Here is a 23170-nt window from a genome sequence, read left to right on the forward strand (position 1 = left end):
CGCGGTCTTATTTTTGTGTGCCCGCCATGGGCGGGCTCTTAAGGGTGCAAGTCCCTAGCACACCCAGATAGTGGGAAGTGTATAGTTGAACAGCAAGGGTGTAAACCGTGAGGTTTAATCTGAAAGAAGCTGTAGACAAACCTCTGGTCTGACGAACAGAAATCGCATAAAAGGCTGGGTTCCGAGAGATAAGCTTGCAAAATGAAGCAAAGTCTAATAACTATCACATTTGTAGGAACAAAGTAAATGCGGCAGATATATGGAGGGAAAGAGTTCGTACCTTACGCGGGGAGGTCTCACAGCGGTTTCATCAGCCGAGTAACAACGAACTGTGAGAAGTCAGCATAGCCCATAGTAGTGAAGAAGTCTCTGTAATGGGGATGGAGCGAAGGGGTGAACAATTAATCAGTTGAAGTAGGTTCCGACTTGTAGCCAAAAGCAACATCTGTCGATAACGTCAAAGATGGCAGAGGCAAACGGGACAGAAAGGAAACAACGCATGGACACAAGTAGTCTAATGGAGCAGATATTAAGCAAAGATAATCTTAATACAGCATATCTGCAAGTCGTACGAAACAAAGGTGCCGCAGGAGTAGACGGAATGGAGTATACAGAACTGGGTGAGTACCTTTCGCAGAACGGCGAAATCATCAAGGAGCAGTTGCGGACGAGAAAATATAAACCGCAACCAGTAAGACGTGTGGAGATACCAAAACCAGAAGGAGGAGTCAGAAACCTAGGTGTACCAACGGTAACAGACAGATTTGTCCAGCAGGCAGTAACACAGGTGCTCACTCCAATCTTTGAGAAACACTTTCACGACCACAGCTATGGTTTCAGACCCAATCGGTGTGCACAGCAAGCAGTCCTGACAGCATTAGAAATGATGAATGAGGGACACAGCTGGATTGTCGATATTGACCTTGAAAAGTTCTTTGACACAGTAAATCATGACAAGCTGATGACGATTATCGGAAGAACAATTGAGGATGGAGACGTTATTTCTATCATTCGAAAATTCTTAGTCAGCGGAGTCATGATTGATGATGAGTATGAGGACTCCATTATTGGAACACCACAAGGAGGAAATATATCACCGCTGTTGGCAAATATCATGCTTAATGAACTGGATAAGGAAATGGAACAAAGAAGTCTGGATTTTGTAAGATACGCTGATGATTGTATTATCATGGTCGGAAGTGAACTGGCAGCAAACCGAGTAATGAAAAGCATTTCAAAATTTATAGAAAAAATACTTGGATTAAAAGTAAATGTCAGCAAGAGCAAGGTGGATAAGCCGAAAGGTATCAAGTATCTTGGATTTGGATTTTATTATGACTCATTTGCCAAGCAATATAAAGCCAAACCACACGCAAAGTCAGTAGCGAAGTTCAAGGCAAGAATGAAGCAGTTAACTTGTCGAAGTTGGGGAGTCGGTAACGATTATAAAGTGAAGAAACTGAATCAGCTTATTCGAGGATGGATAAACTATTTCAAAATCGGGAGCATGAAGAAACTGTGTGGAATACTGGATAAGAGTATGAGATTTCGACTTCGTATGTGTATCTGGAAACACTGGAAAACCCCACAGAACAGAGCGAAGAACCTTATTAAGCTCGGTATTAGTCGCGCATGGGCATTCTCAACAGCATACACAGGTGCTAGAATTGCGTTTGTATGTCAGAGAGGTGCAATGAATGTAGCGATAACAAAAGAGAGACTAACCCGATTTGGATTAGTCTCAATGTTAGATTACTATTCTGAAAAGTGTACTTGTTAAGTTGATTGAACCGCCGCTTGCGGAACCGCATGAGCGGTGGTGTGAGAGGTCGAAAATTTCTCAACTAGAGAAATTTTCTCCTACTCGATTATTAAATATTATTTTTATTAAATATTATAGGCTTTCTTTTCGGTTGATCTTTAATAATGCCGGTAATCTTGTAAGTACAAAATAAAGCATAGCAACATCAATGGGGAGCATGATGATACTCTTTAATGCTCTCATGGGTAAGAGCGCAAGGAATGCCTGACCGTAAAGGTCTGAGAGCCAATAAGTACTTAACAGGATATCAACACAAATTACAAGTATTACTTTGATGAATGCAATCCTCTTAATTGTGATCCTTTTACGGTAGAAACCAAAACCATAAATTAACCCGGTAATAATTGCATTAATGGTAAAACCGGGATAAAAGGGTCCTTTCGGTGCCAGAATGTAATTGAGTATATCGCTTAACGCACCCAAAATGCTTCCTGCAACAGGGCCAAAGAGCATACTGCCTAAGGCTATGGGCAGATAATTGAAGCTGATACGTATAAACTGACCTAACATTACGGTACCTAAAAGTCCTAAAACAACACAAATAGCCAGCAATAAAGAGCAGGTTATCAGAGTATTCAGCTTCTTGAGTTCCTGTGAAGATTCTTTCAATGTCTTAAAAATGAACATAGTACTACCTCCTTTTCTTAATAGTCGCAAAAACTTATGCTACATTGAGAAGGCAGAACCTGTCATGTAGCAGCGGGATGCGAATTTCGTACCGCAAGTTTTACCTTTTCGTCCACCGGACAACTCCCCGTTCCGATGACACTTAACGCACGAAATCCTACTCTGCTATATTTGTTTTTGACTTGAAGATACTATATCAGAAAAACCTATTGCAGGCAATAGATAATATTCTAAAAATTCCAGGTTTACCGATAGAAGTTCTATGTAAAATAACGATTAGCAACAGTTATAATATAAGACACCAACCATAGTTATAAGCTAAAGCATATTTTTAAGGAAGTTAGATACTTTCTGTTCTAAGATAGTCACCATAAGGAATACAATGTTCTAGGCTGGATGAACTCTAGAAAGCGTTTATAAAAAAATGGACTAAAACGCTGTACTAGCCCTAAACAGTGGTTTGGCATTCTTATAAGAAAGGATGAGGATATGGATAAACAGGAAGAATTTATGATCCCTAACAGAGCGGAGTACATAAAATTAGCAAGAGAAAGTTGTTCAAGAAATCAATCTGGGAACTTAAATGGAAAAGTACATACGGCATATAAGAACAAGGAAAAGCTGATGCGGGAAGAATTCTATCCGGCCGGAGTTGACGTACCAACCGACAGGCCCGGACAGACAGTTAATATGAAACTCTTCCTGGTTCGTCTGATTTGCGCATGTTTACTGTTTCTAACAGTAATTCTAATGGATCAGTTTGATTTTAGTATCAAGGAAGTAAATGTTAAGCAAATTGAAGAACTGGTTTCTGATAATGTTGGGGTGGAAGAGGCACAGAATTTCTTTGTCACTTTCCTGGATAAATTACGCCAGTAGATTATTTCTAAAAATAAGTATTTTGCTATAATTAATATACTTTATTCAAGGCAAAAGTCAAAGGAAAGGCAGCTGTATATAGTCAGGTCTGCCTTCCCTTTTTTTATTCATTTTCATTCAATGTTCCATTTTACCAGTGTTTAAAATAGATTGTATTTTTACAAGTCATAGTCTATAATGGTTTGTAAGCTATAAACAGCACATTGATTCACATAATTATATTATGTAAACCAATGTGTTTTTCTAAGAAAAGAGTGAATGAAAATTTATTATTGAAAGGCTGCCATACTAAAATTCTTTCGCTCTTATTATTTATGGCAGTGTTGCTGGTATATCGGCGATATGCAGTAGGTGTAAGGTTGAAATATAATTTCAAACCGCATATTTGTGCCTGCGAAATCCCCAGCACAAATTCTGATGCACAAAATGCATGTAAAGGAATGGAGAATAAAATGAAAAAACTGGCTTTATCAGATGAAATTCTAATGACCATAGACAAGCCTGCCAGATACATCGGCAATGAAACGAATATGGTCATAAAAGATACAAATGCAGTTGATATCAGATTCTGTATGTGTTTTCCCGATGTATATGAAATTGGAATGTCTCACTTGGGAATACAGATTCTATACGATATGTTTAACCGCAGGGAAGATACTTATTGCGAAAGAGTATACTCACCCTGGCCCGATCTGGACAAGATAATGAGAGAGAAGAAGATCCCTCTGTTTGCCTTGGAATCACAGGAGCCCATAAAGAAATTTGATTTTCTGGGTATAACTCTTCAATATGAAATGTGTTATACCAATGTTCTGCAGATTCTGGATCTGTCCGGTATACCTTTGCTGGCAAAAGACAGAACCGAAGAGGATCCTTTTGTATTAGGCGGAGGCCCCTGCACTTATAATCCGGAGCCTCTAGCGGATTTCTTTGATTTCTTTTATATCGGTGAGGGTGAGACTGTTTATGACCAGCTCTTAGACCTTTACAAGGAGCACAAGCAACAGGGAGGAAGCCGTAAGGAGTACCTGGAGAAGGTTGCACAAATTGACGGAATCTATGTCCCCTCCTTGTATGATGTAACTTACAAGGAAGACGGGACCATTGAAAGCTTTCGGAAAAATAATGACCATGCAAAAGATAAGATCAAAAAGCAGGTCGAAATGAAACTCGAGAACACCTATTATCCCAAGAAACCTTTGGTTCCCTATATCAGAGCTACCCAGGACAGGGTGGTACTGGAGATCCAAAGAGGTTGTATCAGAGGCTGCCGTTTCTGCCAGGCCGGTATGGTGTATCGTCCGGTTAGAGAACGAAGTATGGACTTCTTAAAAGAGTATGCAACGGAAATGCTCAAAGCTACCGGTCATGAAGAGATTTCCTTAAGTTCCTTAAGCTCCAGCGACTTTTCAGGCTTACAGGAACTGGTATATTTCCTGATTGAAGAATGTGGTAAACAGAAAGTTAACATATCCTTGCCTTCTCTTCGTATTGATGCCTTTGCTTTGGATGTTATGAGCAAAGTCCAGGATGTTAAGAAAAGCTCTCTGACCTTTGCTCCGGAAGCCGGTTCCCAGAGACTTAGAGATGTTATCAATAAAGGACTTACAGAAGAAACCATACTAAATGGTGCAATGGAAGCCTTTAAAGGTGGCTGGAACAGAGTAAAGTTGTATTTTATGCTTGGCCTGCCCACGGAAAATGAAGAGGATATTGAAGGAATTGCTATTCTTTCCGATAAGATTGCAAGAGAATACTACACCCTTCCAAAGGATCAGAGAAACGGAAAGATTGGCATTACTGCCAGTACTTCTTTCTTTGTGCCAAAACCCTTTACTCCCTTTCAGTGGTCAAGAATGGATACTGCAAAGGAATACTTAAACAAACAGCATTTCCTCCGTTCCAAGTTCAATGAACAATTAAACAAGAAAAGTATCAAATATAATTGGCATGAAGCAGAATTAAGCGTTTTAGAAGGTGTATTTGCCAGAGGTGACAGAAGGGTCGGACAGGCTTTACTGGCAGCTTATAAGGAAGGCTGTCTCTTTGATTCCTGGTCAGAATTCTATGACAACGATAAATGGGAAAAAGCCATTGCTGCTACTGGTATTGACATAGATTTCTATACCTGCAGGGAAAGAGAAATAGATGAAATACTGCCCTGGGATTTTATTGATGCCGGTATTACAAAGGCATTCCTCGCCAGAGAGTACAAACAGGCGAAAGAAGCAAAGCTTACTCCCAACTGTAAAATGGCTTGTTCCGCTTGCGGAGCTACAGTATTTGGCGGCGGTATCTGCTTTGAAACAAGAGAGCAGGAGGTAAGTGCAGAATGATGGTACGTATGAAATTTGTAAAGACAGGTCCCGTAAAATTCATCGGGCATCTGGATATCATGAGATTTTTTCAAAAAGCTGTAAGAAGAGCAGAACTTGATGTTGAATATTCACAGGGCTTTAATCCTCATCAGATTATGTCCTTTGCTTCTCCTCTTGGAGTAGGACTGACCAGCCAGTCAGAGTACGTAGATGTATCCTTTAATACTCTTGAGGAGAAATCCGTGGTATTGGACAAATTAAATGCAGCCATGAACGAGTTTATTAAAGTAACAGATATGGTTATGCTGCCGGAAGGCTTTAAAAATGCAATGGCAAGTGTTGCAGCTGCAGATTATCTGGTATCCTTAAAGGACGGTTATGATTTCCTGTCAGCGGAAGAATTCAGGCAGAAATTCACAGAGTTCATGGCAAAAGAAGAAATCGTAATACTCAAAAAAACAAAGAAAAGTGAAATTGAAACGGATATAAGACCTTTTATTTATTCCTATAGTTATACCCCTCAGGAATTCTTTGTAAATCATTCTGATACTAATGATCTGGCGGAAAGTTATGATAACGGTATTAAGGTATATCTTAAACTATCCTCCGGCAGTGTTAATAACCTTAAACCGGAACTGATTTTTGAAGCCTTTGCAGCCTTTGCCGGAATTGAATTCAATGAATATGCTTTCCAGATTCACCGTTATGAATTGTACCAGGAAAGTGCTTCAGAAGAAAAATCCTTCGTACCCTTATCAGAGGTGTAAAATGAAACATAAACTTATAATTACCAAGGATGCGGACAGGATTCTCTCTAGTTTACACAATGAGAAAGAGATGATTCAGGTTAATGCCTTCAGCATAAAAGAAGACAATATTCTCGGAAACATCTATATTGGTAAGGTGAAGAACATTGTAGCTAATATCGCAGCTGCTTTTGTAGAGTATGAAAAAGGCAAAATGTGCTACCTTTCATTAGCTGAACTTAAAAATCCTGTATTTATCAATCCGAAGAAAAACAATAAGCTGGTAGTTGATGATGAAGTACTGGTTCAAATATCAAAGGCAGATGTAAAGACGAAAGCACCGGTGGCAATTACAAACCTGAACTTTACAGGAAAATATCTGGTACTGACCCACGGCAACAATCTTATCGGAATCTCCGGTAAGATTGTTGATGAAAGTGAAAGAAAACGTTTAAAAGCTCTGATGGAAGACTTCAGGCACGAGGAATATGGCTTTATTATAAGAACAAATGCCGTAAACATTGACGATGAAGTCTTAAGACTGGAGGCTCAGACACTTATTAAGCTCTATGGTGAAACCTTAGAGCATGCCAGATATAAGACTCCTTTCTCTTTGATCCATAAGACCTTACCCGGTTATCTTTGTGATATACGGGACGGATTATCAGAAACTCTGACAGAGATTATTACCGATGATAAGAATCTATATGAGGAAATATCCGGTTATCTGAAGCATTATCAGAAAGAAGACAGCTCAAAGCTTAAGTTTTATGAGGATCCCCTGTTATCTTTAAAGAAGCTATACAGTATTGATTCAGGGCTTGAGAATGCCCTGAAGAAAAAGGTATGGTTAAAATCCGGGGGTACAATAATTATTGAGCCTACAGAAGCTTTAACCGTCATAGATGTAAATACAGGGAAAGCAATTTATGGTAAAAGGCAGGTACAGGAAACCTTTTTGAAATTGAACCTGGAAGCAGCGGAGGAAATTGCAAAACAGATCAGGCTCCGTAATCTTTCAGGAATTATCATAGTGGACTTTATTGATATGGAGGATAAAAGTGCTAAGAGTAATTTAATGCATGCTTTTGCCGAATATCTGAAGAAAGATCCGGTAAAAACTGTGTTAGTCGACATGACAGCTCTTAATCTGGTGGAAGTGACAAGAAAGAAGGTGCGCAAACCTCTTTATGAACAAATCAGGGAAGAATAAAACAAATGCTGTAAGACTGTTAGAACAAGCCGGTATACCATATGAAACCTATGAATATAAGCCTGATGAGAATAATTTATCCGGCGAACATGTAGCTGCCCAGCTGGGTGTTCCTCCGGAACAGGTCTTTAAGACTCTGGTGGCGAAGGGAAAAGCAGAGATATATGTATTCTGCATTCCGGTAAAAGAGGAACTTAATTTGAAAAAAGCTGCCCTTATAACCGGTGAGAAGAAGATAGAAATGGTCCCTCAAAAGGACCTTCTGGGATTGACCGGTTATATAAGAGGCGGTTGTTCACCTGTTGGTATGAAGAAGAAATACCAGACCTTTATGGATGAAACCGCACAGCTATTCGATGCTGTGATTGTCAGTGCGGGAGTAAGAGGATGCCAGATGGTTGTAGAACCCTTTGTTTTGATGGAATTTATACAAGGAACTTTTGCAGATCTTACAGATTAATACAGATAGGAACAGGAATCTATACTTTAATGTATATATATGAATACATTAACCTTTGCTAAACTTTATAATAATATCTAAGATAATTTTGTTGTTTCTTTTTTGCAGGTGTAATAATGCTCATATAAGTGCATTTTTACACCTGTAAACGGTTAAGAAACTAATTTCAACTTATAATTTCTATTTGTTTATCAGGAAAGGTGCATATGAATAAGAATCCAGGTATAATAATAATGTATATAGCTTTTTTCTTATTAATTATTTGCATAATTTATATGATATTCCGTTTACGATATTTCTATCTTCATGAACATTTTAAGTGTCCGGTTTGCTATCATGAATTCAAGCCATCTTTACTGAAAATGCTCCTATCTCAGAATGCTGTAGAGGGTAAGATCATAAGGTGTCCTAATTGCAAAAAAGTAAAATATATGGAGCCTCAAAAAGACTTTAAGGGTAAAATATTTTAATTACCAGTGGCTGGGGCTGCATTGTCATAATAAATATATCAAAGGAGCATGTAATATGTCTTATCATCCTAAGAAACTGCTGCTGTCATCATTCATACTAATATTTATATTATTATCTCTTATGGGTACTGCCTGTAGCAGTAACAGGCCAATCCCCATCGAATCAGGTACGGACCTCTCCATGTATATAACTACTGATATTCATTACATAGCAGATTCGGTACATGATAACGGCAGTGCCTTTCAGAAATACTGGAAGACCGGAGATGGAAGACAATTAAATTACATAGACGAAATAGTCAGTGCCTTTGGAAGTGAAGTGGAAAAAGAAAAACCCGATATACTTATAGTAAGCGGGGATCTGACTACCAACGGTGAGAAGGAAAGTCATTTGGCACTTGCAGAGAAATTTAAGGAAATAGAAGAAGCTTCCGGAACAAGCATCTATGTAATACCCGGAAACCACGATATCTCAAATCCCTGGGCAAGAGGTTTTAGTGAAGATAAGAAATTTAAAGTACCTTCGGTGGATTCCTCGGAGTTCAAAGACATCTATAAAGATTTCGGTTTCGGTGAGGCAATTTCAAGAGATAATTATTCACTTAGTTATCTCGCCGCCCCTTCGGAGGATGTATGGCTGCTGATGCTGGATACCTGTGAGTATTATCTGAATGATAAGACCAACACTCCCGTTACCAACGGAGAGCTGGGTGAAGATACCTTAAAGTGGATTGAAAAGTGCAGTAAGCTGGCAAAAGAGAAAAATGCACGTATTGTGACGGTTATGCATCATAATCTTTATAATCACAGTTCCAGAATACACTATGGATTTACCCTTGATAACCACATAAATGTTGAAAATACCTTCAGAGATAATGGACTTAATCTGGTTTTTAGCGGACATTTACATATTCAGGATATTAAATTCAACGGGGAGGAAGAGAACAGGATATATGATATTGCTTCCAGCTCTATGGTAATGTATCCATTTCAATACGGTGTTTTAAATTATTCACCGGAACGCGGTTTTGATTACAGAACGGATAGAGTTGATGTTGAGGGCTGGGCCAGGGAAAATGGAAAAACAGATGAAAATCTTCTTAATTTCTCTGCATACTCAGAAGACTTCTTTACCAATGCTTCTTTTACGAAAGCCTATAATGTCGTAGCTGAGACCGGCTTGTATACAGTGATTGAAGCCGGATATATGGCGGAAACAATGAAATTATTAAATCTGAATTATTTCAGGGGAACCACAGGACTTATAAAGGAGCAGATTGAGAATTCCAGAGGATATAAATTGTGGATTGCTGCCGATCAGGTAGAAGCACTGGAAACCATGAGAGCATATATTCTTAGTATGATTCCTCACAATGATATTGATAATAATAAAATGCATATCAAATAGTACTTGACCTTTCTAAGAACCAGTGTTATGATGTGTCAATAAAAAAGCAAATACGTTGAGAAGGATTATTAACCATAGTATAATTACCAGAGACTTGTTGGAGGGTGCGAAACAAGAATTAGAGCATGGTGAACTCACCTTGGAGTAGCTGACTGAACGATTTAGTAGGTTAAGCCGGAAGCCCACCGTTAGAGGGGATAGATATAGAGCTTTATTGGTATCGATTATTAAGAGTGGTATAACAGTTAACTTCTGTCTCTTTTTTGAGATAGAAGTTTTTTTATTTCTTAACCAATAAACCTGTATCAAATTGAGTGCATGCAGCTGCATGAATTAGAGTGGTACCGCGAAAGTCTCCCTTCGTCTCTGAAATGAGAAAGGGAGACTTTATTCATTTATAGGGAAAACCTGTGAATGCTTATAGAAAGGAGTTATAAATGGGTATCGCTTACTCAAAAGAAACTGATGCCAAATGGCAAAGTAACTGGGAAACTTCCGGGTTATATAAATTTAATCCGGAATCTGAAAAGGAAAAATTATATTTACTGGAAATGTTCTCATATCCCTCAGGAGCAAAACTTCATTTGGGGCATTGGTGGAACTTCGGCCTTTCTGATATTTGGGGCAGAATGAAACGAATGCAGGGGTATCAGGTCTTTCATCCCATGGGCTTTGATGCTTTTGGCCTGCCGGCAGAGAATTATGCCATTCAGACGGGAGTTCACCCTAAGATATCAACTGAAGCCAACATAAAGACCATGGAAAAGCAATTAAGAACCATTGGCGCTACTTATGATTGGGATTATGAAATTAAAACCTGTGAACCAGAGTATTATAAATGGACTCAATGGATATTTTTACAGCTCTATAAAAGAGGTCTTGCCTATCGCAAAGAGGCTCCGGTAAATTGGTGTCCTGGCTGTAATACTGTTCTGGCTAATGAACAGGTTATTAATGGCTCGTGTGAACGTTGCAGCACTAAGGTAGAACAAAAAGAACTGACGCAATGGTTCTTTAAAATTACAGATTACGCAGATGAACTCTTAGAGGGGTTGGATTCTCTTAACTGGCCTGCCAAAACAAAGGCTATTCAAAGAAACTGGATTGGCAGAAGCAGCGGAACGGAAGTGAAATTTGCAGTTGAAGGTTTTGCCGGTATCATCGAGGTGTATACAACCCGTGTAGAAACACTGATGGGAGTAACTTATCTGGTGCTTGCCCCGGAACATCCCCTTGTAAATACAATAACTACCCCCCAGCAGAAAAAGTCTGTAGAGGAATATCAGCAGAGGACAGCATTTTTAACAGAAATAGACAGGACCTCCTTAACAAAAGAGAAGACAGGTGAATTTACCGGTGCATATTGTATTCATCCTATTACAGGAGAGAAGCTTCCGGTTTGGATCAGTGACTATGTTATGGGCTCATACGGAACAGGGGCTGTTATGGCTGTACCGGCTCATGATGAAAGGGATTATGAGTTTGCAGTTAAATATCAGCTGCCAGTTATAGAAGTAATAAAGAGTATTGATAAGGCTCATACTGTAGGGCTGCCCTTTACGGATAAAGGTGTTCTTATTAACAGTGGTGCCTATACCGGACAGGATTCTGATACAGCGAAAGAGGTAATTGCAGAGGAACTAATTTCAACAGACAAAGGAAGACGTAAGAAAAATTATCGATTACGTGACTGGCTGGTGTCTAGACAACGGTACTGGGGAGCACCGATACCCATTATATACTGCGAAAAATGTGGTATTGTACCGGTTCCTGAAAATGACCTTCCCGTTGAACTGCCTTTTGATGTTGATTTTGTACCAGGCGGCAAATCCCCGTTGGCACAGCATGAAGAATTCAAGCATACCACCTGTCCTTGTTGCAAAGGTCCTGCTGTTCGTGAAACAGATACCCTTGACACCTTTGTTTGTTCTTCCTGGTATTACTTAAGATATATTGATCCACATAATGTTCAAAACCCCTGGGATATGGGTAAAATGAAACAGCTCATGGCGGTAGATAAATATATAGGCGGAATAGAACATGCTGCCATGCATTTACTGTATGCCAGATTTATATATAAAGCATTGAGAGACATGGGATATACAGAAGGGGATGAACCTTTTCTGAATTTGGTGCATCAGGGGATTATTCTGGGCAGTGATGGTCAGAAGATGAGCAAATCCAAAGGAAATACAGTATCTCCGGATGAATATATAGAACAGTACGGTGCAGATGTCTTCCGTACGTATCTGGCTTTTGGCTTCTCCTATCTGGAAGGCGGTCCCTGGAGTGATGCTGGAATAAAATCAATTGGAAGTTTCTTTGATAAAATGAACAGGATAATTGAATGTTATCTGGAAACTGCCAAGTCAGACAAAGGGGAAGGGGAGTCTGAGCTTGATACTATCCGTCACAGAACAATCAAAGCTGTTACAGAGGATGTGGAAAGATTTCAATTTAACACGGCAATAGCCCGTTTAATGGAATTTCGAAATGCCATAGCAGAATATCAAAGGAAAGAAAGCCGCAATACGGTCTTTGAACTTGATATCCTGACGGATTTCATAAGACTGATATCCCCTTTTGCACCTCATTATTCAGAGGAAATCTGGGAGATACTTGGTAATAAGACGTCAATTTTTGACAGCAGCTGGCCGGAATATAAAAGGGATAAATTGACCGGCAAGACAATAGAGCTCGTTATTCAGATTAATAGTAAGAACAGATGCAGAATACAGGTTGAAGCAGATGCTTCGGAAGAGACAATTAAGGATTTGGCACTGAAACGGAAAGAGATTGAACAGGAGATTAGAGATAAAAATATTCTTAAGACAATCTATGCCAAAGGAAGATTAATCAACTTTGTTGTCAGATAAATAACTGGATAACGGGTGACGCATTTTTACAAAAGAATAAATCGAATATTTTATTAAGAATGGCGCAGTAAAACTGCGCTATTCTTTTAAAAGGACTGTAGCGAAGGAGAATATTTGCTCATCTACATAAAAACTCCATATAACTTAATTATACTATTCTCAAAGAAAATATTAAAACAGGAGTATTTAAAATGGGAATATTAAAAAATAAAAACCATGAAAATAATCATGGAGTGAAATCTGCAAAGCATTCACCTGGTAAACATATGCTTCATATGGTATTGTGCTGTGGGTTACCTATACTCATCCTTTCACTGTTACCTTATATTGCCAGGATCAGTCCTGCAGCGTCTCGAATATTAGGTTATGTGGCTCCATTTATTTGCCCGGTAATGATGGGACTAATGATATTTATGATGCTTCGAGGTAATAAACACAGTTGCTGTGAGGATTCAAAAGATACCAACAGGCAGGAAGCAGCGGAGCAGATAACGGGTAATAAATAAGTAACAGCGTTGTCATAATAAAAGGTATTGGAATAAAAGTTATTGGCATAACCGATAAGGGATTCAGACTGTTTTCTATGTTCTGAATCTCTTTTTTGATATATAAGATTAGAAGCTTTTTATTAATATAACTGCTGTCAGACTTATATTAAAAACGCTGACATAAGATTATGACTTATATCAAAAACGCTGACATAAGATTATATATAATAATTTTAGGTGTGCTGACATGAAAAAAAAGCTTATTACAGTAGTGGCAATATGTTTAACATTAGCCATATTAACCCTTTTTTATAATAATGGAATAAATCTGGTTCAGAAATTATTGAACAAATCCGATCCGGTAACAATTGTGCTTGATCCTGGGCATGGCGGTTTTGACCCTGGTAAAATTGGAGTTAATAAGGCATTGGAAAAGGATATAAACTTAAGCATCTCCTTAAAACTCAAATCACTATTAGAGGATAAAGGAATTAAGGTTATAATGACCAGAGAAGATGACATTGGGCTTTACAGCAAAAATGCTTCGGATAAGAAGCGGTCTGATATGAGAAACCGTGTGAAAATAATAAATACTACGGATGCGCTTTTAGCTGTCAGTATCCATCAGAATAGTTTCTCACAGGAGGCTATCAAAGGCTTGCAGGTATTCTATTACCAGGGTTCAGAAAAGGGGAAGCTGCTGGCAGAAACCATTCAGGATTACGCTAAAAATACCTTAAAGGACGGCAATCACAGGGTTGCCAAAGCAAACAGTTCCTATTACATGCTTATAAATTCAAAATGTCCGTTGGTCATAGTAGAGTGCGGCTTTCTCTCCAATCGAAAAGAAGCAGCTTTATTGCTGGCGGATGACTATCAGGAAAAGGTTGCCTATGGAATAATGTTAGGACTGCTTTCCTATATTCAGCAGAATACCGGTGATAATAAAGTAGCAGGAGACTAACAAATGACAGCTGCAAGAAATGGCATAATATAATATCATTTTGGCATGAATATTTAAATCTCTGGAGTTATGATATCTACATATTGGTAAGTCTTTCACAGCTTTTATTACGGTAAGCAGTTGGTGACATCTTATATACCTCTTGAAAAACGCGGTAAAAGGTACGCATACTCTCAAAGCCTGTCTGAAATGAAACTTCTGTTACTGTAAACCGGGTATTCTCCAGCAGATACTGTGCCTCCTGCAATCGCTGACGGTTCAGGTATTGCTGAAAGGATATTTTAAGCTGCTTGTTAAAGGAACGCGACAGATAATATTTGCTGGTATTTAGCCGTTCAGCTACCAGGCTAAGTGTAAGGGGCTCGTTATAATGATTATCAATGATTACCAGTGCATTATGGACCAATTCCAGGTCAGCAGAATAGCTGTCAGACCGGGATGAGGTTTTATCAAAGGTAAGTATCTCCAGCAGCCGGCACATGGTTAAAGAGAGATAGGCCTTTTGCTTTGTGTCAAGATGCCGGGATTCAAAGGATTCCCTTAAATCCAGCATACCCTGCAGGCAATAGGGAATATCTTTGTGAAGTATATTGTTCTGGAGGAAGGGATTAACAGGTTTTGCCGAGGATAAATCGATTCCTGGTATATCCAAAAGATACCTGTCAAAAATCAATATGATAATACGGCTGCTATCAGGGGTACAAAGGCTGTGTATCGTATTAGGAAAACAGACTGACATATCACCCTCATTAAGGACAGAGCTTTTATTCTCGATGGTTACGGTAATTGAGCCGGATAATACAAACAGAATTTCCAGCTGTTTATGTAAATGCGAAGGATAGGTCAGATTAATGGATTGATAACATCGAAAAGCATCCTTGTTGTTTTGATAAAAGGTATTCATAAGGTCTCCATTGGTTATTACATTTTTGATTTATTGTAGCATTTTTACATTACCGGGACAAGCTATGTGAGGAAAATTTCCAGCAGTTATTTTATGAATTTTGTGTTGTTTAGTAAGTAATATCTCATAAACACAAAATGAGGGTTTATATAGCAATAAAATCAAAAATTAACAGGAGGATATAATGAATTCAATAAAACAAGTAGTACCGCCTCTTAGAAGAGCGGATTTACAAAACGGCAGTTATCAAAACCCCTTACTCTACGAGGATTACTCAGATCCCGATGTAATCAGGGTAGGAGATACCTATTACATGACAGCATCCAGTTTCAACTTTATGCCTGGACTCCCAATAATGATATCTAAAGATCTTGTAAACTGGAAGCTGGTGAATTATGCCGTACGCTGTCTTCCCTATAAAGATTACGAAAAGCCTGCACATGCAAAAGGTATTTGGGCTCCAAGCATACGATTTCATAAGAACAGATTCTATATTTATTTTGGAATGCCTGACGAAGGAATATTTATGACCAGTACAATGGACCCTCTTAAAGAATGGGCGCCTCCGGTGTGCCTTAAGCAAGGCAAAGGGTTAATTGATACCTGTCCGTTTTGGGAAGAGGATGGCAGGGGATACCTGGTTCATGCATATGCAAACAGCCGAGCCGGTATCAAGAGCAAACTGGCTATCTTTGAATTAAATGAAGCTGGAGATCAGCTATTGGGAGAAGACAGAATTATTTATGACGGCACATTAACTCAGCCGACAATCGAAGGCCCCAAAGTCTATAAAAAGAATGGATTCTATTATATATTTGCACCTGCCGGTGGAGTAAAATACGGCTGGCAGACTGTATTAAGAAGTCCCTCCATCTATGGTCCTTATGAAGAAAAAATTGTATTGCAGCAGGGAGATACAGACATTAACGGTCCTCATCAGGGAGGTCTTGTAGATACACAGGAGGGAGAGGAATGGTTTCTTCATTTTCAGCAAAAAGGAGCTTACGGAAGAATACCTCACCTGCAGCCTGTTAACTGGTCAGACGGCTGGCCTGTTATTGGAATTGACAGTAACAGCGATGGCATCGGAGAGCCGGTTAAGGAATACAGAAAACCTTTAGAGGTGCCGCCAGATTACTTAAAGGAGTATTGGGCAGCTGAGGATTTTTCAGCCTCTGAGCTTTCACTTCCCTGGCAATGGATGGCTAATTACAAAAAGGAGTTTTTTTCTCTAACAGAAATACCTGGTTCTCTGGTACTGTATCCCGTTAATACTACGAATGAGACTACTGCTCTATTGTGGAACAGTGCAAATGTATTGACCAGGAAAATCGACAGGCTATCCTTTCGGGCTGAAACAAAGCTTGATATCAGTGAACTTACCAATGGCAGAAGCGGTATTGTAATTATAGGTAATCAATATGCGGCTCTATGTATAGAGAAAAATGAACTGGAGACCAAGTTGATTTATCTGGAATCAGAAGGTGAAGGAGAAAGCCGCAGGGAAATCATAAAAAAGGAAGTTGTAATTAATAATTGCAGCAGTATCTGTCTAAGCCAGACATTTTATCCGGATGAATACTGTGAATTCAGGTATAAAATCCATGAGGAAGCCTGGAGCGCTCCGACAAAGAGATTCACTCCTGAAGGAGCTGTCTGGGTTGGCGTCAGAACAGGTATTTTTGCAATAGCGGATGATAACTGCGGTAAAGGAAGGGTTCAATTTGAATACTTTGAAATGACAGATTTTAATTAAATTTGAAATTTTACCATATCAATGAAAAGAATATATTCAGCGCAGCTACATAGTGATTTTTAAATAATTGTATATGTAAAAATAAGAGTATTCATAATGCAAAGATGTAAGGCCTTAAAGAATGCTCTTATTTATAATTCAGGCATCAGAAACTGTTAGAATGCTCTTATTTATAATTAGCCATTCTAACAGTTTCCGATGCCTAAATTATTGATTTGTTCTTCTTTTTCTATTTTTAATTCTTAATTAATATCCTTATTATCCTTTTGATTAGATTTTATATAATATCCTTTGAAAAAGATGGTATATTGGTTTAAAAAGAAAATGAAAAATACTAATAATTTCTTATAATAAAAAGTATGTAAGTGCTTTCATTATAACTGGTAAATTGAATAATTAACAGAATATGTCTTACTATTAAAATTTCAAACATATATTTTCAATCTGAATTAGCAAACAGAGCTTTGAGTATAAAAATCATGTATTTCTCAAGAATTCTTAATATTACTATTCTGCCTTAATTGTACAAGTAGTACATGTTAACACCGCTTAATATCAGTGATTCTATTAAAATTATAAACCGATTTAGTAAATAAAACGAAAACAGGTGAAAAACCATTGACTAATTTGTTAATAATTAGTAAGATAATAATGTAAGTATTTACATATAAATTACAGCTTTTATTTATTTGTGATAAGATTTTATACAAACATCTATCTGTGAGGGGGGATTACAATGGATGAACAAAGAGGAAATTCACGTAAGAGTATATTCAAAGAGAAGTATAATGACCGTTTTTTGCTGCGTCTGGTCTGTTCTTATAGTTTTCTTCTTGTCATTATTCTGATACTGGGTTTAATTATGTACTATTACAGTATTAACAACGTTAAGAAAGATTTACTGAAGGAAAATCAGGTGAATCTTGAGAAGGCTGTTACCGATGTGGACAACAGTTTTAAGATCATGTCTTCCATCAATTCTCAAATATCCAATAATGCAGAAATCGTTAAATTAATGCATAACAGTACAACAGACCACAATTATTATCTTCAAGCCTGGGATGCTAAAAAAAGCCTGCAAAATTTATTATCCATACAGAATATGACTTTCTTTGAGGATGTCTTTCTTTATTTCTATGAGACGGATTACGTGCTTTCCGCCAATGAATTTGAGAAAAGTATCCTGTACTATCAATATAATAAAAGGTATAAGAAAGAGTATTACCAGGAATATCTCGCCTTGCTGACAGACACAGCAGCTTATGGAAAACCACAGAGTCTAAAGAAATATACCGATGTAAGGGATGATTTTCTGCTATATACATACCCTATGTCCATTTATAGAAATTATACAAAGGCACCGGTCACCATATGCTACCGTATCAACAAAAATTATTTCAAAGATTTATTTGCAGGAATTAATACCTATGATACTGGTTTCTTAAGTATTACCGATAGCAGCGGCAGGGAGATATTCCGTTTATCAACCTCTTCTTTTTCTGAAATGGCTATACTAGATACAACTAATCTATTAAAAGAAAATAAAAATACCGGCTATACTACGTTAAATCATGAAAAAATGCTTATAACCAGAGTATCCTCCAATAACAATCTGTGGAGCTATTATCTTGTGCAGCCTTCTACCATGGTATTCCACAATCTGGCTTTTATTCAGCGAATATACTGGGCTGCAATTATTTTAGTCCTTGCGATTGGTTTGTTTCTGTTAGTGCTCCTAAGTTGGAAGAATCTCAAACCTATTAAGCAGTTGGAGTCAAGGCTTATGAATTCTTTCTCAGGTGAAGAAGGAACATTGAAAGTAAAGGAAAGGGATGTTATCTATTCCATCGACCATTATGTTAATTTGCTGATTGATAAGAAGATTACTTTGCAGGAGACCCTAGAACATCAGAGACCTATCATATTCTCAGCATATCTCTCAAGATTGATGAAAGGTCTTTCCGATACTCCCATTGAAACGGAACAGATTGCCAAGGTATTAAATCTCAATAACGAAAACAGTAATTACCTGGTATTATATCTGGGGGTCTATCTGAATGAGCTGGAATTCTATATAGATGATTTTGCCCAAAACAAAAACAGCTTTCAGGAGATTATAAAAGAGGTGCTGGAGAGAAATTTTGAGGACAGGGTATTGTTATATGAAGCTGATTTTCAGTCCTATGCTGTACTTATCCAGATGAATTCCCAGGCAGAAGGGGCAGGGGATAATTGTGCTGACACCGCTTTTTATGACAGGGCAAGAATACAATTTCACAAAGCATATCGTGAGCTTAAGGATACCTTATCACTTGTAATATATGGCGGCATCAGTGAGGCTTTTACAAATCTCTATCAGACCTGGCAGGCATCACAACATGCTATGGAGGCGCTTAGATACGCCGGGCCGGAGCATATTCTTCAGTTATATCATGAAATCAATAAGGATATGGATCAATACAGTTATACCATTGAAATGGAAAGCCAGCTCCTGCAATTTATTACAAACGGTAAAGAAAATCAGATGCTTAGCCTGCTCAAGAATATCTATCTGGAGAATTTCGTGGAACGTTCCCTATCCATTACCATGAGCAAATGGCTGCTTTCAGACATTAGAAATACACTGCTTAAGATACGTTTTATGCTGCCGAACAATTTTGAGTCGGATAAGATAAGTGATTTGGATGAGAAATTCAATCAGAAGAAAAGCTTTGAACTCATCGAGGATATTGCCAGGGAATTATGCCAAATCTACGTGCTGAGGCAAAGACAGCAGGGACTCATTGAAAAGATACAGGACTATATTCAGGAGAATTATAGTGACAGCACCTTATCTTTAAGTAAGATTTCCCAGGAATTCAATATTTCAGAAAGTTATTTCTCCCTGCAGTTTAAGAAAGTTACGAATCAGAACTTCTCAGACTATCTGGAGAATATCCGTATACAGCAAGCTGTTAATCTGCTTCAGGGAACGGATATGAATGTTAATGATATAGCTGAAAAGACAGGATATACCAATTGTGTATCCTTTAGACGGGCATTTAAAAGAGTTATCGGAACGAATCCGGCAGCACTTAGAACCCAGCCTTCCTATACGGAGGTACCTTATGGGTTTGAAGCATTTGAACAACCACAAAGCCTGGTATAAAATAGAAAGAACACTATGAAAATAACACTATAAAAAAATTATTAATTTATTAATGTGTTATGAAGCTATTAAATGGCTGTATAGGTTAATTAGTTTTCTATTTAAGCAGAGTTATAAGATTTCTCTTCCGGATATTAAGGCAGCGTATAATTGCACTTTATATACGGAAGAGATTTAAACTTTATAAGAGCAGAAAGTTTATCAAGGGATGCAAATTAATTCAGCTCAGATTATTTTACACGCTAAGGCTTATTGAATAAGACAGAAACGAGGATATTACTATGAAAATTGTAGTCTCAAAAGATGGGAACGGTGATTTTACTACTATTGGTGAAGCCCTGGAAGCGATCGATAAGAGAAAGGAAGCAACAGTAGCAATTGACAATAGAGAGAATGCAACAGCCACAATTTTTATTGGGGAGGGAATATATAAAGAAAAGCTAGTGATTACAACACCATTTCTTACACTTGAAGGAACATCACCGGAGAAGACGATTATCTGCTATGATGATTATGCGAAGAAGCAGGACAGTACCGGAGAACCCCTTGGTACCTTTGGTACATCTGTTTTAATGGTGGATTCAGATAATGTTACCATAAAAAACCTGACGATTCAGAATACTGCCGGGGCCGGAGGACTTGTGGGTCAGGCAATTGCTTTGTATTTGGAGGGAGATTATATTGAAATTAATAATTGCCGTATTCTGGCTTCCCAGGATACGGTTTTTACCGGTCCGCTGCCGCCTTTTCCCCTTCAGCCTGGCGGCTTTAAAGGGCCCAAAGAGACGAGTCCCAGAATCCATAAAAGGCATTATTTTAAGGGCTGCTATATTGAAGGGGATGTAGATTTTATTTTCGGCAGCTCCACTGCTTATTTTGATAACTGTGAGCTTTTTTCCAGAAATAACAGAGACAGAGAAATGACAGAAAATATGGTATATGGTTATGTTACTGCACCGTCTACTACAAGGGAAAGTCTGTATGGTTATGTATTTTACTGTTGTCGGTTTACCGGAGATTGCCCTCCTGATTCCGTTTATCTTGGCAGACCCTGGAGAAATTTTGGGCGGGTTGTGTTGATTGACTGTGATTTAGGTGAGCATATCAAAACAGAAGGCTGGTCTGACTGGGGAAAAATTGATGCACGGGATACGGTTTATTTTGCCGAATATGGTTCCAAGGGAAAAGGAGCAGGTGGATTTATCAGGGGAGAAAGAGCAGACTGGTCTAAAATACTGCAAAAAGACGATTTGCTTTTGTATACAAAAGAGCAGGTTTTATGCGGGTTTTATAAGCAATAATGACGAACCACAAATAATGTATCCCCTAAAATAAATATTGTTCCTTGTTAAAAGTACATAAAAAAGGCTATGATGAAACCAGTTTAAGAGACAAAAAACATATAATTCTTAAACGGCAATATCAAAGAGAGAATAATTTCGATATTGCATAAAATCAAGGAGGGTATTTGTTATATGAGAAGAAGTTTAGCAAAAAAAATACTGACAACAGGTTTAATTCTTTTGACAGTGTTATTCCCGGTTGCATTAGCCGGATGCGGAAAGGACGGAAACAATTCAAATTCCGTTTCCACCTCAGACAATAGTAATGCAGGTAAGTCAGACAGTAATACTGACAGCGGGGATAAGGAGGCAGCAGCTACAGAAGCTGCCGGTACAGAGGAAGTAACAAAACCGGATAAGATTACGATTATGGTAGATGGAACACTGCTTGATAAAGCTTCCGGCCAGGATGCTTTTGCTGCAAGATTCAAAGAAATCACAGGTGTAGAACTGGTTATCATCCAGCCTGACCATAACACTTACAGTGATCAGGTCGCACTTGCTTTTACCAGTGATTCTGTCCCCGATGCTTTAATTTTAAGTAACCAGTTATATACTGCTTACGCTACACAAGGAGCACTTTGGGATATGTCAGAAGCTTGGAACAATTCAGCTGCCAAAGCTTCCGGTCAGATGAAAGAAGCTAATATTGAAGCACTTAAAATTGATGGTTCTCTGTATGGCTTTGCACCTGCCAGCGGTAACGGCTGTATTACTTATGTAAGGCAGGACTGGCTGGATAATTTAGGTCTTCCTGTTCCTACTACATACGATCAGTACATAGAGATGCTTCGTGCATTTACAGAAGATGATCCTGATGGCAACGGTAAAAAAGACACTTATGGTGTTACTGCCGCAGGTATCATTGGACCTGAAATTCCTTATACCAATTATTTACCTGAGTTCTGGCAGAATGCTTATCCTGATTTCTATCAGAAAGCCGACGGAACCTGGGCAGATGGATTCAGGGAAACTGCAAATGCTGATGCTCTTGGCAGATTAAAAGATGCATACAGTAAAGGTTATATTGATATGGAAGTTGCAACTAATACCACTTCAGCCTGCCGTGATAAGTTCTATGCAGGCAATACAGGTGTATTTACCTACTGGGCAGGAAAATGGAATATGACACTGGAACAGAATGTTCAGTCAACCTATCCCGATGCAAAGCTTACTGCACTTCCTCCTATTGCTGAGTTAGGCAATTATATTGAAAGACAGCCGCCGGTATGGGCTATTACCAGTGCCAGCAAGAATCCTGAAGGTGTATTTAAATATCTTATTGAATCCATGGTTGATGGTGGTGACGGACAGATGTTATGGACTTATGGTGTAGAAGGCGTTCATTATGAAAAGGATGCAAGCGGAACCTACAAGCAGCTTCCTGATCCGGAAGTTCCGGATAATACCTTCTTATCAGCGCATATTGATCCTGTATTAACCACAAGACAGTGGGAAGATCCTTTATACTCCATAAGGGATGAGCGTGTTAAGACCTCCGCTGAGTTATTCCAGGCTAACAGTAAGATTGCTCCGCTGATTGTACCTACAGAAACCATGTCCGCCTATATGGCCACTCTCTTAGATGCAAGAAGCATCATTGTATCTAAGGTGGTAACCGGTGATATGTCTGTAGAAGACGGAATTGCTCAATACGAGAAAGAGCAGGGGGCATTATCTGATTCTATCGTAGCAGAGTTAAACAGTAAATAACAGATTGCAGACTTTACAGGGACTGTTGAATATGA

Annotated in this window: 16 protein-coding genes, 1 riboswitch and 1 other annotated feature; of the genes, 14 read left to right on the forward strand and 2 right to left on the reverse strand. The window is 38.5% G+C overall.

Going from position 1 to position 23170, the window contains the following annotated elements:
* Nucleotides 1–499 precede the first annotated feature (499 nt).
* A complete protein-coding gene (ltrA, locus tag BR73_RS0115195; protein ID WP_035297516.1) occupies nucleotides 500–1780 on the forward strand; it encodes a group II intron reverse transcriptase/maturase in 1281 nt (426 codons plus the stop codon).
* Between the two features lie 114 nt (nucleotides 1781–1894).
* Here ltrA and BR73_RS0115200 read toward each other — a convergent pair whose 3' ends face one another.
* Nucleotides 1895–2449 (reverse strand): folate family ECF transporter S component, encoded by a 555-nt coding sequence (locus tag BR73_RS0115200; RefSeq protein WP_033166227.1) that lies wholly within the window; start codon nucleotides 2447–2449, stop codon nucleotides 1895–1897.
* Between the two features lie 68 nt (nucleotides 2450–2517).
* Nucleotides 2518–2616, reverse strand: a riboswitch (THF riboswitch).
* A gap of 322 nt (nucleotides 2617–2938) precedes the next feature.
* Here BR73_RS0115200 and BR73_RS0115205 point away from each other — a divergent pair.
* From BR73_RS0115205 to BR73_RS0115250, 9 genes are all read left to right on the forward strand, one after another.
* The gene (locus tag BR73_RS0115205) at nucleotides 2939–3328 is read left to right on the forward strand and encodes a hypothetical protein (protein ID WP_033166228.1); all 390 of its coding nucleotides are present in this window, start codon (nucleotides 2939–2941) and stop codon (nucleotides 3326–3328) included.
* Nucleotides 3329–3780: 452 nt separating this feature from the next.
* On the forward strand, nucleotides 3781–5664 hold the full coding sequence (locus BR73_RS0115210) for a TIGR03960 family B12-binding radical SAM protein (RefSeq protein WP_033167493.1): 1884 nt from the start codon (nucleotides 3781–3783) through the stop codon (nucleotides 5662–5664).
* Nucleotides 5661–6413 (forward strand): TIGR03936 family radical SAM-associated protein, encoded by a 753-nt coding sequence (locus tag BR73_RS0115215; RefSeq protein ID WP_033166229.1) that lies wholly within the window; start codon nucleotides 5661–5663, stop codon nucleotides 6411–6413. The genes BR73_RS0115210 and BR73_RS0115215 overlap by 4 nt, the downstream gene beginning before the upstream one ends.
* Nucleotide 6414: 1 nt before the next feature.
* On the forward strand, nucleotides 6415–7605 hold the full coding sequence (locus tag BR73_RS0115220; RefSeq protein WP_033166230.1) for a ribonuclease E/G: 1191 nt from the start codon (nucleotides 6415–6417) through the stop codon (nucleotides 7603–7605).
* Nucleotides 7583–8065: a Cys-tRNA(Pro) deacylase gene (gene ybaK, locus BR73_RS0115225; protein ID WP_033166231.1), complete on the forward strand. Its 483-nt coding sequence runs from the start codon at nucleotides 7583–7585 to the stop codon at nucleotides 8063–8065. The genes BR73_RS0115220 and ybaK overlap by 23 nt, the downstream gene beginning before the upstream one ends.
* A gap of 525 nt (nucleotides 8066–8590) precedes the next feature.
* Nucleotides 8591–9943 (forward strand): metallophosphoesterase, encoded by a 1353-nt coding sequence (locus BR73_RS0115235; protein ID WP_051685223.1) that lies wholly within the window; start codon nucleotides 8591–8593, stop codon nucleotides 9941–9943.
* Between the two features lie 46 nt (nucleotides 9944–9989).
* Nucleotides 9990–10314, forward strand: a binding site (T-box leader).
* Nucleotides 10315–10380: 66 nt separating this feature from the next.
* Nucleotides 10381–12819, forward strand: a complete 2439-nt coding sequence (gene leuS / locus BR73_RS0115240) for a leucine--tRNA ligase (RefSeq protein WP_033166233.1) — start codon at nucleotides 10381–10383, stop codon at nucleotides 12817–12819.
* Nucleotides 12820–13010: 191 nt separating this feature from the next.
* Complete coding sequence (locus BR73_RS0115245) at nucleotides 13011–13325, forward strand: hypothetical protein (RefSeq protein WP_033166234.1); 315 nt, start codon at nucleotides 13011–13013, stop codon at nucleotides 13323–13325.
* Between the two features lie 229 nt (nucleotides 13326–13554).
* On the forward strand, nucleotides 13555–14271 hold the full coding sequence (locus BR73_RS0115250; protein WP_033166235.1) for an N-acetylmuramoyl-L-alanine amidase: 717 nt from the start codon (nucleotides 13555–13557) through the stop codon (nucleotides 14269–14271).
* A 76-nt stretch (nucleotides 14272–14347) separates the two neighbouring features.
* Here the strand turns inward: BR73_RS0115250 and BR73_RS0115255 are convergent, their stop codons facing one another.
* Complete coding sequence (locus BR73_RS0115255; RefSeq protein WP_033166236.1) at nucleotides 14348–15175, reverse strand: AraC family transcriptional regulator; 828 nt, start codon at nucleotides 15173–15175, stop codon at nucleotides 14348–14350.
* A gap of 184 nt (nucleotides 15176–15359) precedes the next feature.
* Here BR73_RS0115255 and BR73_RS0115260 point away from each other — a divergent pair, with 184 nt between their 5' ends.
* The 4 genes from BR73_RS0115260 to BR73_RS0115275 all read left to right on the forward strand — a co-directional run bounded on the left by BR73_RS0115260 (nucleotide 15360) and on the right by BR73_RS0115275 (nucleotide 23135).
* Entirely contained in the window at nucleotides 15360–16931 is a 1572-nt protein-coding gene (locus BR73_RS0115260) for a glycoside hydrolase 43 family protein (RefSeq protein WP_033166237.1), read from the forward strand.
* 736 nt (nucleotides 16932–17667) lie between these two features.
* Nucleotides 17668–20079 (forward strand): AraC family transcriptional regulator, encoded by a 2412-nt coding sequence (locus BR73_RS0115265; protein ID WP_033166238.1) that lies wholly within the window; start codon nucleotides 17668–17670, stop codon nucleotides 20077–20079.
* Between the two features lie 281 nt (nucleotides 20080–20360).
* Nucleotides 20361–21380 carry a pectinesterase family protein gene (locus BR73_RS0115270; RefSeq protein WP_051685224.1) on the forward strand — a complete coding sequence of 340 codons (1020 nt, stop codon included), beginning with the start codon at nucleotides 20361–20363 and terminating at the stop codon, nucleotides 21378–21380.
* A gap of 174 nt (nucleotides 21381–21554) precedes the next feature.
* Nucleotides 21555–23135 (forward strand): extracellular solute-binding protein, encoded by a 1581-nt coding sequence (locus tag BR73_RS0115275; RefSeq protein WP_033166239.1) that lies wholly within the window; start codon nucleotides 21555–21557, stop codon nucleotides 23133–23135.
* Nucleotides 23136–23170 lie beyond the last annotated feature (35 nt).

The sequence above is a fragment of the Clostridium sp. KNHs205 genome (assembly GCF_000702945.1).
Taxonomy (GTDB): Bacteria; Bacillota; Clostridia; order Lachnospirales; family Lachnospiraceae; genus Anaerocolumna.